The organism is Lederbergia wuyishanensis (assembly GCF_022900255.1).
Classification (GTDB): Bacteria; Bacillota; Bacilli; order Bacillales; family Bacillaceae_C; genus Lederbergia; species Lederbergia wuyishanensis.
Genome location: NZ_JALIRM010000016.1, coordinates 76,531 through 92,573, shown reverse-complemented (window position 1 = coordinate 92,573; position 16,043 = coordinate 76,531). Strand labels below are relative to the sequence as shown.

At 40.9% G+C, this 16,043-nt stretch carries 12 protein-coding genes and 1 other annotated feature; all 12 genes read left to right on the top strand.

Annotation, left to right across the window (positions count from 1 at the left end; translation table 11 throughout):
* Positions 1 to 41: 41 nt before the first annotated feature.
* The 12 genes from rplK (at position 42) to tuf (ending at position 15,629) form a co-directional block, all read left to right on the top strand.
* Complete coding sequence (gene rplK, locus MT489_RS20045) at positions 42 to 467, top strand: 50S ribosomal protein L11 (protein ID WP_213111992.1); 426 nt, start codon at positions 42 to 44, stop codon at positions 465 to 467.
* Between the two features lie 286 nt (positions 468 to 753).
* Complete coding sequence (gene rplA / locus MT489_RS20040) at positions 754 to 1,443, top strand: 50S ribosomal protein L1 (protein ID WP_244683332.1); 690 nt, start codon at positions 754 to 756, stop codon at positions 1,441 to 1,443.
* A 46-nt stretch (positions 1,444 to 1,489) separates the two neighbouring features.
* Positions 1,490 to 1,634: a sequence feature (ribosomal protein L10 leader region), on the top strand.
* Between the two features lie 33 nt (positions 1,635 to 1,667).
* A complete protein-coding gene (gene rplJ / locus MT489_RS20035; protein ID WP_244683331.1) occupies positions 1,668 to 2,168 on the top strand; it encodes a 50S ribosomal protein L10 in 501 nt (166 codons plus the stop codon).
* A gap of 50 nt (positions 2,169 to 2,218) precedes the next feature.
* Positions 2,219 to 2,584 (top strand): 50S ribosomal protein L7/L12, encoded by a 366-nt coding sequence (gene rplL, locus MT489_RS20030; protein ID WP_244683330.1) that lies wholly within the window; start codon positions 2,219 to 2,221, stop codon positions 2,582 to 2,584.
* Between the two features lie 104 nt (positions 2,585 to 2,688).
* On the top strand, positions 2,689 to 3,291 hold the full coding sequence (locus MT489_RS20025; RefSeq protein ID WP_244683329.1) for a class I SAM-dependent methyltransferase: 603 nt from the start codon (positions 2,689 to 2,691) through the stop codon (positions 3,289 to 3,291).
* Between the two features lie 247 nt (positions 3,292 to 3,538).
* Positions 3,539 to 7,093 (top strand): DNA-directed RNA polymerase subunit beta, encoded by a 3,555-nt coding sequence (gene rpoB, locus MT489_RS20020; protein WP_244683328.1) that lies wholly within the window; start codon positions 3,539 to 3,541, stop codon positions 7,091 to 7,093.
* Between the two features lie 56 nt (positions 7,094 to 7,149).
* A complete protein-coding gene (gene rpoC, locus MT489_RS20015; protein WP_244683327.1) occupies positions 7,150 to 10,743 on the top strand; it encodes a DNA-directed RNA polymerase subunit beta' in 3,594 nt (1,197 codons plus the stop codon).
* Positions 10,744 to 10,899: 156 nt separating this feature from the next.
* Positions 10,900 to 11,148, top strand: coding sequence for a 50S ribosomal protein L7ae-like protein (locus tag MT489_RS20010; RefSeq protein ID WP_244683326.1), 249 nt, complete (start codon positions 10,900 to 10,902; stop codon positions 11,146 to 11,148).
* Positions 11,149 to 11,251: 103 nt separating this feature from the next.
* Entirely contained in the window at positions 11,252 to 11,671 is a 420-nt protein-coding gene (gene rpsL / locus MT489_RS20005; protein WP_244683325.1) for a 30S ribosomal protein S12, read from the top strand.
* A gap of 38 nt (positions 11,672 to 11,709) precedes the next feature.
* The gene (rpsG, locus tag MT489_RS20000; protein ID WP_244683324.1) at positions 11,710 to 12,180 is read left to right on the top strand and encodes a 30S ribosomal protein S7; all 471 of its coding nucleotides are present in this window, start codon (positions 11,710 to 11,712) and stop codon (positions 12,178 to 12,180) included.
* 51 nt (positions 12,181 to 12,231) lie between these two features.
* Positions 12,232 to 14,310 carry an elongation factor G gene (fusA, locus tag MT489_RS19995; RefSeq protein WP_244683323.1) on the top strand — a complete coding sequence of 693 codons (2,079 nt, stop codon included), beginning with the start codon at positions 12,232 to 12,234 and terminating at the stop codon, positions 14,308 to 14,310.
* A 131-nt stretch (positions 14,311 to 14,441) separates the two neighbouring features.
* Positions 14,442 to 15,629, top strand: a complete 1,188-nt coding sequence (gene tuf / locus MT489_RS19990; protein WP_244683322.1) for an elongation factor Tu — start codon at positions 14,442 to 14,444, stop codon at positions 15,627 to 15,629.
* Positions 15,630 to 16,043: the final 414 nt, after the last annotated feature.

Sequence of the window (16,043 nt, the reverse complement as noted above, 5' to 3'; positions counted from 1 at the left end):
AAACCCATTTACCACATCACGGACTTAAGGAGGTGTGTCTCGTGGCTAAAAAAGTAATTAAACTTGTAAAATTACAAATTCCTGCGGGCAAAGCGAATCCAGCTCCACCAGTTGGACCAGCACTAGGTCAAGCAGGTGTAAATATCATGGGATTCTGTAAGGAATTTAATGCTCGTACAGCAGATCAAGCTGGTTTAATTATTCCAGTTGAAATCACGGTATTTGAAGACCGTTCTTTTACATTCATTACCAAAACTCCACCAGCTGCAGTTTTACTTAAAAAAGCAGCTGGTATCGAGTCTGGTTCTGGTGAACCAAATAAAAAGTCAGTTGCGACTGTGAAACGCGATAAAGTACGTGAAATCGCTGAAACAAAAATGCCAGACCTAAATGCAGCTAGCGTTGAAGCGGCTATGCTCATGGTTGAAGGCACTGCGCGCAGCATGGGTATCAAAATCGAAGACTGATTTTGATTTTAGAGGTTGTTGATAGAGGGAGGCTGCTTCACAGCCTTCCTTTATTGTGAAAAAGCAAGCTTGTTCATTTTGCATTGGCGTCAAATAGGCGCTTCGTTTTTCGGTTGTCTAGCTCCAGCGCTTAGCTTTTGAAGTTAAAATTAGCCTGAGTCAATAAAAGTCCAATAAGGAATTTTCTTACCTCAGAACATTTGCTTTATAGGCTGCACGAAGCGCTCGCGCTTTACGACGTGGGAGGTCACATTCCGCTAAAACCACATTATAGGAGGAAATATTAATGGCTAAAAAAGGTAAGAAATATGTAGAAGCTTTAAAGCAAGTTGATCGTTCAAAAGCTTATGCTATCTCTGAAGCAATTGAACTTGTGAAAAAAATTGACTACGCTAAATTTGACGCAACAGTAGAAGCAGCTTTCCGTTTAGGTGTAGACCCTAGAAAAGCTGACCAACAAATTCGTGGTGCAGTTGTACTTCCAAATGGTACAGGTAAAACTCAACGTGTGTTGGTTTTTGCTAAAGGTGAAAAACTTAAAGAAGCAGAAGCTGCAGGTGCTGATTACGTAGGAGACTCAGAATACATTAATAAAATCAACCAAGGTTGGTTTGAATTTGATGTTATCGTAGCTACTCCAGATATGATGGGTGAAGTTGGTAAGCTTGGTCGTACACTAGGACCTAAAGGTTTAATGCCAAACCCAAAAACAGGAACTGTTACATTTGATGTAGCAAGAGCTGTAAACGAAATTAAAGCTGGTAAAGTTGAATACCGTGTAGACAAATCAGGTATTATTCACGTTCCTATCGGAAAAGTTTCTTTCGATCAAGAGAAACTTGTTGAAAACTTTGCTACTATTTTTGATACATTATTAAAAGCGAAGCCATCTGCTGCAAAAGGAACTTATATGAAGAATGTTACAGTTACTTCAACAATGGGACCTGGCGTAAAAGTGGATCCTTCTTCAGTATAAAAATAGTTGACTATCGGAAAATAATCTGATAGAATACTCTTTGTTGAAAATTTAATCATTTGTACCGTAGACAGTAGGTGCCCAAAAAGCTTAATTTCCTACCGAGGTCATTGCGATATAAGATCAATCTGTTCGGATGATTGACGCGTGAAACCTCCATGTCTATATGTGGAGGTTTTTTGTATATGGTATAAATGTCCATCTGGAATCTAGGAGGTGTAAAGATGAGCAAAGTAATTGAACAAAAGAAACAAGTTGTTGAAGAAATTTCTGAGAAGTTAAAATCAAGTGTTTCTACAGTTGTTGTTGATTACCGTGGTTTGTCAGTTGCACAAGTAACTGAACTTCGTAAACAACTTCGTGAAGCGGGTATTGAATTTAAAGTTTACAAAAACTCAATGGCACGCCGCGCTGCAGAAATTGCTGGACTTACAGACTTAAATGAATCTTTGACAGGACCAAATGCTATTGCATTCAGTGCTGATGATGTTGTAGCTCCTGCGAAAATTTTGAACGACTTTGCGAAAAAGAATGAAGCACTTGAAATCAAAGCTGGTGTAATTGAAGGTAATATTGCAACTGTTGAAGAAGTTAAGGCACTTGCAGAACTTCCATCTCGCGAAGGGTTGCTTTCTATGTTGCTTAGCGTTCTACAAGCTCCTATTCGTAACTTGGCACTTGCAACTAAAGCTGTTGCAGACCAAAAAGAAGAACAAAGCGCTTAATATCGGAATTCCTATTTAAAAACTAATAAAATTAACGGAGGAAATAAATCATGACTAAAGAACAAATCATTGAAGCTGTCAAGAATATGACAGTTCTTGAATTAAACGATCTTGTTAAAGCAATTGAAGAAGAATTCGGCGTAACTGCTGCTGCTCCTGTAGCTGTAGTTGGCGGTGCTGCTGGTGGCGAAGCTGCTGCTGAACAAACTGAATTTGATGTAGTACTAGCTAATGCTGGTGCACAAAAAATCAAAGTTATCAAAGTTGTACGCGAACTTACAGGCCTTGGCTTGAAAGAAGCGAAAGAACTTGTTGACAATGCTCCAAAACCAGTTAAAGAAGGCGCATCTAAAGAAGAAGCAGAAGAAATCAAAGCTAAACTTGAAGAAGTTGGAGCTAGCGTCGAAGTTAAGTAATCATCTAGAAAATAAAAAGCTCGCTGCGTTTAAGCGGGCTTTTTTTCACTAATTTTTTTTCGAACTTTAATTAACTCATTTGTGGGTCATGAGGAGGTTGTCAATTGGCTGAACATTATTATTCGCGTGAACCTGAAGTTGTTAGTGATCCGAAGTTTTGGAATGTAGAATTACGGAATCATCCATTTCGTTTTAAAACGGATCAAGGTGTTTTTTCAAAAAGTGAAGTAGACTTTGGATCCCGATTATTAATCGATACATTTGATCCTCCGGAAATAGCTGGCCCAATATTAGATGTTGGGTGCGGGTATGGCCCGATCGGCTTAAGTATTGCAAAGGATTTTCCGAATCGGTTAGTTCATATGATCGATGTGAATCAAAGGGCGATTGGATTGGCAAAGGAAAATGCCGAAAAAAATGACATTGATAATGCAGAGATATATGAAAGTGATCGCTTTGTAAATGTTAATGTGGAAAATTTTGCTGCAATATTAACCAATCCTCCTATTCGAGCTGGAAAGGAAGTTGTTCATACTATCTTTGAACAAAGCTTTCAACATTTAAGATCTGGAGGAGAGTTGTGGGTAGTCATTCAAAAAAAGCAAGGAGCTCCGTCAGCAAAGGCGAAGCTCGAGGAATTATTCGGCGGTGTAGACACAGTGGCGAAAAAGAAAGGTTATTACATTTTAAAAGCAAAAAAACATTGACTTGTAAATAACCTTGTGGTAGCATTGTAAAATGCGAATATAGTGTTTTCTAATCTTTTGTCATTTTTATAATAAATTGTATGGAATTTGGCAAAGTTGGAAAAGATTATAAAATAATAGTTCGTCATGTGAAAAATGTGGTTTTCAAGCAAAACCATTTTTCTTTTTGTTCTATGATACACCATTTTTTCTGGTTTATCCAGACTAAATGCAATCATTATAACGCATGATTTGAGGGGTGAATCAGTTGACAGGTCAACTAGTTCAGTACGGACGGCACAGGAAGCGCAGAAGCTTTGCACGAATCAGCGAAGTATTGGAGCTACCTAATCTAATCGAAATCCAATCTTCATCCTACCAATGGTTTCTTGATGAGGGCTTAAAGGAAATGTTCCAGGACATCTCGCCAATCGAGGATTTTGCTGGAAATCTATCATTAGAATTCATCGATTATAGTCTTGGAGAACCCAAATACTCAGTCGAAGAATCGAAAGAGCGAGATGCTACTTATTCCGCTCCACTAAGAGTTAAACTTCGCCTGGTCAATAAAGAAACAGGTGAAGTTAAAGACCAAGACGTCTTTATGGGTGATTTCCCGCTAATGACAGAAATGGGTACTTTTATTATCAACGGTGCCGAGCGCGTCATTGTTTCACAACTTGTTCGTTCTCCGAGTGTGTACTATAACGGAAAGCTCGATAAGAACGGAAAAAAAGGTTTTACAGCAACAGTCATCCCCAATCGTGGTGCATGGCTTGAATATGAAACAGATGCAAAAGACGTAGTATATGTACGTATCGATCGTACAAGGAAATTACCAGTAACAGTTCTTTTACGAGCATTGGGATTTGGCTCTGATCAAGAAATCATCGATTTAATCGGTGACAATGAATATCTTCGTAATACACTTGAAAAAGACAACACAGAAAGCATTGAAAAAGCATTGCTCGAAATTTACGAGCGCCTTCGCCCTGGTGAACCACCTACAGTGGACAATGCAAAAAGCTTGTTAGTTTCCAGGTTCTTTGACCCGAAGAGATATGATCTTGCGAGTGTTGGACGCTATAAATTGAACAAAAAGCTCCATATTAAAAATCGTCTTTTCGGACAACGGTTGGCTGAAACATTAGCTGATCCGGAAACGGGAGAAATCATTGCAGAAGAAGGTACAGTGCTTGATCGCCGTAATTTGGATAGAATCGTCTCTAATTTAGAAAATGGCACTGGTTTTAAAACCTATAATCAACATGGCGGAGTATTAGATGGTGATATCGTTGTTCAGTCCATTAAAATATACGCTCCACATGATGACGAGGAAAAAGTCATTAATGTAATTGGAAATGCCTATGTTGAGGAAGCTATTAAAAATATTACACCCGCCGACATAATTGCATCTATAAGCTACTTCTTTAATTTGCTTTATGATGTAGGAGACACTGATGACATCGATCACCTTGGTAATCGTCGTCTACGTTCTGTGGGTGAATTGTTGCAGAATCAGTTTAGAATCGGTTTATCTCGTATGGAACGTGTCGTAAGAGAACGTATGTCCATTCAAGATATTAACACGATCACTCCACAGCAGTTAATTAACATTCGTCCAGTAATCGCATCAATTAAAGAATTTTTCGGTAGTTCCCAGCTATCGCAATTTATGGACCAAACAAATCCGCTTGCGGAGTTAACCCATAAACGTCGTCTATCTGCACTTGGACCTGGTGGATTAACTCGTGAACGTGCAGGCTTTGAAGTCCGTGACGTTCACTACTCACACTATGGTCGTATGTGTCCGATTGAAACGCCAGAAGGTCCAAACATTGGTTTGATTAACTCTTTATCCAGTTTCGCTAAAGTGAATCGTTTTGGATTTATTGAAACACCATATCGCCGTGTTGACCCTGAAACTGGGTTAGTTACGTCCCAAATCGATTATTTAACAGCGGATGAAGAAGATAATTATGTTGTGGCCCAAGCAAATGCTCCTCTTTCTGATGAAGGTGGATTCTTAAACGAAGAAGTCATTGCTCGTTTCCGTGGAGAAAACACTGTCGTTAGAAGAGACCGAATTGACTACATGGATGTATCGCCGAAACAAGTGGTCTCTGCTGCAACAGCTTGTATTCCATTCTTAGAGAACGACGACTCGAACCGTGCTCTAATGGGAGCGAACATGCAACGACAAGCTGTTCCACTTATGCAACCAGAAGCCCCTCTTGTAGGTACTGGTATGGAATACGTATCAGCCAAAGATTCAGGAGCTGCTGTTATCTGTAAGCAAGACGGAATTGTTGAGCATGTTGAATCCCGTGAAGTATGGGTTCGCAGTATTCAAGAAGTTGACGGTCAAGAGGTTAAGGGTGACCTTCGTAAATATCGTATGCAAAAGTTTATTCGTTCTAACCAAGGAACATGCTACAATCAGCGTCCAATCGTTAGTGTTGGCGATCGAGTGTCTAAGGGAGAAATCCTCGGTGACGGTCCATCGATGGATAAAGGTGAATTGGCACTTGGAAGAAACGTCCTTGTCGCATTTATGACATGGGAAGGATACAACTACGAAGATGCGATTATCATGAGTGAGCGTCTTGTAAAAGACGATGTATATACATCTATTCATATTGAAGAATATGAATCTGAAGCCCGTGATACGAAGCTCGGACCAGAAGAAATGACACGTGATATTCCGAACGTTGGAGAAGATGCGCTTCGCAATCTAGATGAGCGCGGAATTATCCGTATCGGTGCTGAAGTAAAAGATGGTGACTTGCTTGTTGGAAAAGTAACTCCTAAGGGAGTAACAGAACTTACTGCAGAGGAACGTCTACTTCACGCAATCTTTGGGGAAAAAGCTCGTGAAGTCCGTGATACTTCTCTTCGCGTACCACATGGTGGCGGCGGAATCGTGCTTGATGTAAAAGTATTCAACCGGGAAGATGGAGATGAACTTCCTCCGGGAGTAAATCAACTCGTTCGTGTTTATATTGTTCAAAAGCGTAAAATTTCTGAAGGGGATAAGATGGCAGGACGCCATGGAAACAAAGGGGTTATCTCCCGTATCCTTCCTGAAGAAGATATGCCGTATATGCCAGATGGAACTCCAGTCGATGTAATGCTTAACCCACTTGGTGTACCATCCCGTATGAATATCGGGCAAGTACTCGAACTTCACTTGGGTATGGCTGCTAGAAGTCTAGGCCTTCACATGGCATCACCAGTCTTTGACGGTGCTACTGAAGAAGACGTTTGGGAAACGATTGAAGAAGCAGGAATGGCAAGTGACGCAAAAACCGTCCTTTATGATGGTAGAACGGGAGAAGCTTTTGATAACCGTGTATCCGTGGGTATCATGTATATGATTAAACTTGCGCACATGGTTGACGATAAATTGCATGCTCGCTCTACGGGACCTTACTCACTTGTTACCCAGCAACCACTTGGTGGTAAGGCACAATTTGGTGGACAGCGTTTTGGAGAAATGGAAGTTTGGGCACTTGAAGCATATGGTGCAGCTTACACACTTCAGGAAATCCTTACAGTTAAGTCTGATGATGTTGTAGGTCGTGTAAAAACATATGAAGCCATTGTTAAAGGTGAAAATGTTCCTGAACCAGGAGTGCCTGAGTCATTTAAAGTATTAATCAAAGAACTTCAAAGTCTTGGTATGGATGTCAAAATCTTATCAGGTGATGAAGAAGAAATAGAAATGCGAGACCTGGATGATGATGACGATGTCAACCAGGCTGATACACTGAATATTGCTCCAGATGCTAAAGTTGAAGAAACGGCAGCATCACATGAATAATTCCTTGAAATTAGCAATTAGGGTAAAACCTGTAGACGAAAAGGGAGGTAGGCCCCTTGCTGGATGTTAATAATTTTGAGTATATGAAAATCGGTCTTGCTTCACCTGATAAAATCCGTTCTTGGTCTTACGGTGAAGTAAAAAAACCAGAAACAATCAACTATCGTACATTGAAACCGGAAAAAGACGGTTTGTTCTGTGAACGTATTTTCGGTCCAACAAAGGACTGGGAATGTCATTGTGGGAAGTATAAGCGTGTTCGCTATAAGGGAGTAGTATGTGATCGCTGTGGCGTAGAAGTAACACGTATGAAGGTTCGTCGTGAAAGAATGGGGCATATTGAGTTAGCTGCACCAGTTTCACATATATGGTATTTCAAGGGTATTCCAAGCCGTATGGGACTTGTCCTCGACATGTCCCCTCGCGCTTTGGAAGAAATTATCTACTTCGCTTCCTATGTTGTGACAGAAGTAGGTAGTACGACCTTAGATAAAAAACAGCTTCTTTCTGAAAAAGAATATCGTGCATACCGCGAAAAATACGGTTCGCAATTCCAAGCATCTATGGGTGCAGAAGCTATTAAAAAATTACTTCAAGATATCGATCTTGAAAAAGAAGTAGACCAACTTAAAGAAGAACTTAAAACGGCACAAGGACAACGTCGTACTCGCGCTATTAAGCGTTTGGAAGTACTAGAAGCTTTCCGTCATTCCGGAAATCAGCCTGATTGGATGGTTCTAGACGTTCTGCCAGTTATTCCACCTGAATTGCGTCCGATGGTTCAGCTTGAAGGTGGACGTTTTGCCACTTCGGACTTAAATGACTTATATCGTCGTGTCATTAACAGAAACAATCGTTTAAAGAGGTTATTAGATCTAGGAGCACCTAGCATTATCGTTCAAAACGAAAAAAGGATGCTTCAAGAAGCGGTGGATGCTTTAATCGACAATGGTAGAAGAGGAAGGCCTGTAACAGGTCCAGGAAATCGTCCGTTAAAATCCCTTTCACACATGTTAAAAGGAAAACAAGGGCGCTTCCGTCAAAACCTTCTCGGAAAACGTGTTGACTACTCCGGCCGTTCAGTAATCGTCGTAGGTCCTAACCTAAAAATGTATCAATGTGGGTTACCGAAAGAAATGGCTCTAGAACTATTTAAGCCATTTGTTATGAAGGAATTGGTTGAAAAAGGCCTTGCACACAATATTAAAAGTGCGAAGAGAAAAATAGAACGAGTTCAGCCAGAAGTTTGGGATGTCCTCGAAGATGTAATTCGTGAGCACCCAGTTCTATTAAACAGAGCACCGACTCTTCACAGACTAGGTATTCAAGCATTTGAACCAACTCTAGTAGAAGGAAGAGCGATTAGACTCCATCCTCTCGTTTGTACAGCTTACAACGCTGACTTTGACGGAGACCAAATGGCTGTTCACGTACCGCTATCAGCAGAAGCACAAGCAGAAGCACGTTTGTTAATGCTTGCGGCTCAAAACATCTTGAATCCACGTGACGGAAAGCCAGTTGTAACACCGTCTCAGGATATGGTACTTGGTAACTATTATTTAACTCTTGAGCGTGAAGGTGCAGATGGAGAAGGGATGGTATTCAAAGATACGAATGAAGCATTAATTGCGTATCAGAATGGGTATGTTCATCTTCATTCTCGAATCGCGATTCAAGCAAGCTCTTTGAAAAATGAAAAATTTACGGAAGAACAAAACAATAGCCTATTATTAACAACAGTAGGTAAGTTGATCTTTAACGAAATTCTTCCACCATCTTTCCCATATATAAATGAACCGACAAATGAAAATTTAGAAGGAGTTACTCCTGATAAATACTTTGTCAATCCGACAACAAATGTTGCCGAGTTTATTAAACAACAACCAATTGTGGAACCATTCAAAAAGAAAATTTTAGGGAATATCATCTCTGAAATCTTTAAACGTTTCCATATTACGGAAACTTCAAGAATGCTCGACCGTATGAAAAATCTTGGATTCAAGTATTCAACTAAGGCTGGGATTACAGTTGGGGTATCAGATATCGTAGTTTTAGCCGAAAAAGAAACGATTTTGAATGAAGCACAAAATAAAGTTGATAATGTCTTGAAGCAATTTAAGCGCGGTCTCATTACAGAGGAAGAACGCTATGATCGTGTTATTTCCATCTGGAGTGCAGCAAAAGATACGATTCAAAGTAAACTAATGAAAACATTAGAAAGATTGAATCCTATCTTCATGATGAGTGACTCTGGTGCGAGGGGTAACGCTTCGAACTTTACTCAGCTTGCGGGTATGAGGGGACTCATGGCTAACCCGGCCGGTCGAATCATCGAGTTGCCGATTAAATCTAGTTTCCGTGAAGGACTAACGGTTCTAGAGTACTTCATCTCGACACACGGTGCTCGTAAAGGTCTTGCAGATACAGCACTGAAAACAGCGGACTCTGGTTATTTAACAAGAAGACTTGTAGATGTTGCACAGGATGTAATTGTTCGAGAGGACGACTGTGGAACGGATCGAGGACTCCTTGTTGCAGCGCTTAAAGATGGAACTGAAATCATAGAGCCACTTGAAGAGCGCTTAATTGGACGCTATGCTAGGAAGAAAATTGTTCATCCTGAAACAGGCAATGTCTTAGTTTCCGAAAATGAACTCATTGACGAAGATCTTGCTAAAGAAATTGAAAATGCAGGCATTCAGGAAGTATGGATTCGTTCTGCATTTACATGTAACACCCGCCATGGCGTTTGTAAAAAATGCTACGGCCGCAATCTAGCTACTGGCTCTGTCGTTGATGTAGGCGAAGCGGTAGGTATTATTGCAGCTCAATCCATCGGAGAACCAGGAACACAATTAACGATGAGGACCTTCCATACAGGAGGAGTTGCGGGAGACGACATTACTCAAGGTCTTCCACGTATCCAAGAGTTATTTGAAGCTCGAAATCCGAAAGGGCAAGCTGTCATCACTGAAATTAGCGGTGTCGTCACTTCCATTTCTGAAGGTCGCGATCGTCAGCACGAGATTGTAGTTCAAGGGGAAATTGAGACACGCACATATAATGCTCCATATACTGCACGATTAAAAGTTGCTGTTAATGACCAAGTAAAACGTGGTCAAGAATTAACAGAAGGATCCATCGATCCGAAAGAGTTGCTTCGCATCCGCGATGTTGCTGCAGTTCAAGAGTATTTGCTTCTTGAAGTTCAAAAGGTATACCGTATGCAAGGGGTAGAGATTGGCGATAAACACGTTGAAGTAATGGTTCGCCAAATGCTTAGAAAAGTACGTGTCGCTGATGCAGGTGAGACAGATGTATTGCCAGGTACACTACTTGATGTCCATCAATTTACGGATGCCAACCAAAAAGCACTTCTAGAAGGAAGAAACCCTGCAACTGGCCGTCCAGTATTGCTTGGTATCACAAAAGCTTCGTTAGAAACTGATTCTTTCTTGTCCGCTGCTTCTTTCCAAGAGACAACACGCGTACTAACAGATGCTGCTATCAAAGGAAAGACAGACCAATTGCTAGGATTGAAAGAGAATGTTATTATCGGAAAGCTTGTCCCAGCTGGAACTGGAATGCAGAGGTACCGAAAGGCAGCTTCCGCAATGGTAGTAGAAGACGAAGTAATGAGTGCAGAGTAATAAATCTAGTTAATATTAAATTGCTAGTCGGCGATTCCGTCGGCTAGCAATACCTTGAATTTTTTTTCGCATTTGTTATTGACATGGAAAATGACAGATGATACTATATTCAAGGTGCTCCTATCATTATACCTGTTACTTTGGAGGATATGGAAAATGTCTTATGAAAAAGTGTCACAGGCTTCAAATGTGATCGTAGGAACAAAGCAGACAGTAAGAGCTCTTAAATCAGGGCATGTACAAGAAGTTTTCGTTGCATCCGATGCGGATTCGCGAATTACGGAAAGTATTATTCACACAGCTAAAGAAATGGATGTCCCTATTACGATAGTGGATTCTATGAAAAAGCTTGGGAAAGCATGCGGCATTGATGTCGGAGCAACAACTGTTGCCATCATTCATTAAAGGTGTTTTTGCAACTATATATTAATTGCAAAAACTTGTTTTTTGCCTTAAAAAGAACCACCTGGATGTGTGGGCTTATAAAAGAACGAAGGGAGGAACAAAAATGCCTACAATTAACCAATTAGTGCGCAAAAATAGAAAATCAAAAGTAACAACTTCTGACTCACCTGCACTTAACAAAGGCTATAACAGCTTTAAAAAAGTAAACACTAACGTATCTTCACCGCAAAAGCGTGGTGTATGTACACGTGTTGGTACAATGACTCCAAAAAAGCCAAACTCAGCATTGCGTAAATATGCACGTGTTCGTTTGACTAACGGAATCGAGGTAACTGCTTATATCCCAGGTATTGGCCATAACCTACAAGAACACAGTGTTGTTCTTATTCGTGGAGGCCGTGTTAAAGACTTACCGGGTGTTCGTTACCACATCGTTCGCGGTGCACTTGATACAGCTGGTGTTGACAAGCGTGCACAAAGCCGTTCTAAATACGGTACGAAAAAACCTAAAGTTAAAAAATAAATTTTGACTAGATAGATTCATCGAAAGGAGGAACACCGATGCCACGTAAAGGACCTGTATCAAAAAGAGATGTGCTACCAGATCCGATTCATAACTCAAAGCTTGTAACTCGTTTAATCAACAAGCTTATGGTAGACGGTAAAAGAGGTAAAGCACAAACTATTCTTTATTCAGCTTTTGATATCATCCAAGACCGCACAGGTAAGGATGCAATGGAAGTATTTGATCAAGCTTTAAAAAATATCATGCCAGTATTGGAAGTTAGAGCTCGCCGTGTTGGTGGTGCTAACTACCAAGTACCAGTTGAAGTGCGCCCAGACCGTCGCTCAACTTTAGGACTACGCTGGTTAGTAAATTATGCTCGTCTTCGCGGAGAAAAAACAATGGAAGAGCGTCTAGCTTATGAAATTATGGACGCAGCCAATAATACTGGAGCTTCTATTAAAAAGCGTGAAGATATGCATAAAATGGCTGAAGCAAACAAAGCATTTGCACATTATCGCTGGTAAGATATCATTTTATAAAATTTTACTACTCATCCCAGGAAGGAGAAATACGAAATGCCAAGAGACTTCTCCTTAGAAAAGACACGTAATATCGGAATCATGGCTCATATCGATGCTGGTAAAACAACAACTACCGAACGTATTCTTTTCTATACAGGGCGCATTCATAAAATTGGTGAAACACATGAAGGTGCTTCACAAATGGACTGGATGGAACAGGAACAGGAACGTGGAATTACCATTACATCTGCTGCTACAACTGCACAATGGAAAGGGTACCGCGTTAACATCATCGATACACCAGGACACGTAGACTTCACAGTAGAAGTTGAACGTTCCCTGCGTGTACTTGATGGAGCTGTAACTGTACTTGACGCTCAATCAGGCGTTGAGCCTCAAACTGAAACAGTTTGGCGCCAAGCTACAACATATGGTGTTCCACGAATTGTATTCGTTAATAAGATGGATAAAATTGGTGCGGACTTCCTATACTCTGTTAAAACACTTCATGATCGTCTACAAGCAAACGCACATCCAATTCAACTTCCAATTGGTGCGGAAGATACCTTCACAGGTATGGTTGATCTTGTAGAAATGAAAGCATGGTTCTACGAAGGAGATGCAGCACTTGATGCTGTTGAAGGAGAAATTCCTGAAGATCTACGTGACCAAGCGGAAGAAATGCGCGCAGGCTTAATTGAAGCTGTTGCGGATTTTGATGAAGAACTTATGATGAAATATCTCGAAGGAGAAGAAATCTCCGTTGAAGAATTAAAAGCTGCTATCCGTCAGGCAACATTGAAAGTAGAATTTTACCCAGTTCTTTGCGGAACAGCATTTAAAAACAAAGGTGTTCAGAAAGTACTTGATGCAGTTCTTGATTACTTGCCTGCACCGACTGATATTGAATCTATTAAAGGGATTGTTCCTGATACAGAAGAAGAGGTTGCTCGTCATGCTGACGATAGCGAGCCATTCTCGGCACTTGCTTTCAAAGTAATGACTGACCCATATGTTGGTCGTCTAACGTTCTTCCGTGTATACTCTGGAACTTTGAACTCTGGATCTTACGTTCAAAACTCCACTAAAGGTAAACGCGAACGTATCGGACGTATCCTGCAGATGCATGCCAATCACCGTGAAGAAATTTCTACTGCATATAGTGGGGATATCGCGGCAGCGGTTGGTCTTAAAGATACAGGTACAGGTGACACACTATGTGACGAAAAAGATTTAGTTATCTTAGAGTCTATGGAATTCCCTGAACCAGTTATCTCAGTTGCAATTGAACCGAAATCTAAAGCAGACCAAGACAAAATGGGTTCTGCCCTTGCAAAGCTTCAGGAAGAGGATCCTACATTCCGTGCGGAAACAAATCCTGAAACAGGTCAAGTTGTTATCTCTGGTATGGGTGAGCTTCACTTAGACATCCTTGTTGACCGTATGAAACGTGAATTCAAGGTAGAAGCAAACGTCGGTGCTCCTCAAGTATCATACCGTGAAACATTCCGTACTTCTGCTCAAGTAGAAGGTAAGTTCGTTCGCCAATCCGGTGGTCGTGGACAATTCGGTCATGTATGGATTGAATTCTCCCCTAACGAAGAAGGAAAAGGCTTCGAATTTGAAAATGGAATTGTGGGTGGGGTTGTTCCTCGTGAATATGTCCCTGCTGTACAAGCTGGTCTTGAAGATTCAATGGCAAACGGTGTACTTGCTGGCTACCCATTAATCGACGTTAAAGCAAGACTATTTGACGGTTCTTACCATGATGTTGACTCGAGTGAGATGGCATTTAAAATTGCAGCTTCTATGGCACTTAAAAACGCTGTGAAAAAATGTAACCCTGTATTGCTTGAGCCACTCATGAAAGTTGAAGTCGTAATCCCTGAGGAATACCTTGGCGATATCATGGGTGATATTACATCACGTCGTGGACGCGTTGAAGGAATGGAAGCACGCGGAAACGCACAAGTTGTAAAAGCATTCGTTCCTCTTGCTGAAATGTTTGGTTATGCAACATCACTTCGTTCTAATACTCAAGGTCGCGGAACTTATACAATGTTCTTTGATCACTATGAGGAAGTACCAAAATCTATTTCAGAAGAAATTATCAAAAAAAATAGCGGTCAATAATTGATTTTAAATCATTAATCAAGTATAACTACTATTAGATATGCTTTAAGGGCCGCTTTAAAATTACTTGTTCTAATTTTAAAGCGTCTCTCATACTTATAATTTTTCTTAAATAAAAGGAGGATTTTCAAATGGCTAAAGCTAAATTTGATCGTTCCAAAGAACATGCTAATATTGGTACTATCGGTCACGTTGACCATGGTAAAACAACTCTTACAGCTGCGATTACAACTGTTATGGCAAAGCGCGGCGGCGGTGAAGCTAAAGGTTATGACATGATCGACAACGCTCCAGAAGAGCGCGAGCGTGGTATTACAATCTCTACTTCTCACGTTGAATATGAAACTGAAAAACGTCACTATGCACACGTTGACTGCCCAGGACATGCTGACTATGTTAAAAACATGATCACTGGTGCTGCTCAAATGGACGGAGCAATCCTTGTTGTTTCTGCTGCTGACGGCCCAATGCCACAAACTCGTGAGCATATCCTACTTTCTCGTAACGTAGGTGTTCCTTACATCGTTGTATTCATGAACAAATGTGACATGGTTGACGATGAAGAACTTCTTGAGTTAGTAGAAATGGAGATTCGTGATCTTCTTTCTGAATATGACTTCCCTGGCGACGACATTCCTGTTGTTAAAGGTTCTGCTCTTAGAGCTCTTGAGGGAGACCCAGCATGGGAAGAAAAAATCATTGAATTAATGGACGCTGTTGATGACTACGTTCCAACTCCAGAACGTGACACTGACAAACCATTCATGATGCCTGTAGAGGACGTATTCTCTATCACAGGTCGTGGTACAGTTGCTACTGGACGTGTAGAGCGTGGACAAGTTAAAGTCGGTGAAGAAGTTGAAATCATCGGTCTTCAAGAAGAATCAAGAAAAGTTGTTGTAACTGGAGTTGAAATGTTCCGTAAGCTTCTTGACTTTGCAGAAGCTGGAGACAACATCGGTGCACTTCTTCGTGGGGTTGCTCGTGAAGATATCCAACGTGGTCAAGTATTAGCTAAGCCTGGTACAATCACACCACACACTAACTTCAAAGCAGAAGTTTATGTTTTGTCTAAAGAAGAAGGTGGACGTCATACTCCATTCTTCACAAACTATCGCCCTCAGTTCTACTTCCGTACTACTGACGTAACTGGAATCGTTCATCTTCCAGAAGGAGTAGAAATGGTAATGCCTGGTGACAACATTGAAATGACTGTTGAATTAATTTCTCCAATCGCAATCGAAGACGGAACTCGTTTCTCTATTCGTGAAGGTGGACGTACAGTTGGTTCTGGCGTTGTATCAGTAATCGAAAAGTAATAACGTTAAAAAGCAGCAAGGAAACTCGTTTCCCGCTGCTTTTTTTTGCATTTTATCATATTGACCAAAACTGCTTTTGGGTGAAAATATAGATGGAACAGTTTAAAAACCTATTCCTTAAACCAACCGGCTGAGATAGAGTTTGAATAGCTTCATGAACAACGGTGTTTGTCACAATTGCTGTTCGATTGTTCTAGACAACTAGAATTATTTGACCGCGAAGAGCTTTCGACGCCGCTAAACAAAACTAGACCATGTTGACTTATCGTGGAAAGGGATGGAGGAATCCACTAGTCGATAGGACGCTGCAGGAAGAAACAGATGTGAGCATCCACGGTGCTTGTAGTGCCTATGGGTTTTCCTGTGACCGTATTACAGTGGGAGTAATCGCCTTCCACTCCATGCCACCAAATC

Bases quoted from the DNA above. Each gene is read 5' to 3' on its own strand.
- rpsG (WP_244683324.1), top strand. From the start codon at position 11,710: ATGCCACGTAAAGGACCTGTATCAAAAAGAGATGTGCTACCAGATCCG.
- rplL (WP_244683330.1), top strand. From the start codon at position 2,219: ATGACTAAAGAACAAATCATTGAAGCTGTCAAGAATATGACAGTTCTT.
- rpsL (WP_244683325.1), top strand. From the start codon at position 11,252: ATGCCTACAATTAACCAATTAGTGCGCAAAAATAGAAAATCAAAAGTA.
- rplJ (WP_244683331.1), top strand. From the start codon at position 1,668: ATGAGCAAAGTAATTGAACAAAAGAAACAAGTTGTTGAAGAAATTTCT.
- tuf (WP_244683322.1), top strand. From the start codon at position 14,442: ATGGCTAAAGCTAAATTTGATCGTTCCAAAGAACATGCTAATATTGGT.
- rplA (WP_244683332.1), top strand. From the start codon at position 754: ATGGCTAAAAAAGGTAAGAAATATGTAGAAGCTTTAAAGCAAGTTGAT.
- MT489_RS20010 (WP_244683326.1), top strand. From the start codon at position 10,900: ATGTCTTATGAAAAAGTGTCACAGGCTTCAAATGTGATCGTAGGAACA.
- fusA (WP_244683323.1), top strand. From the start codon at position 12,232: ATGCCAAGAGACTTCTCCTTAGAAAAGACACGTAATATCGGAATCATG.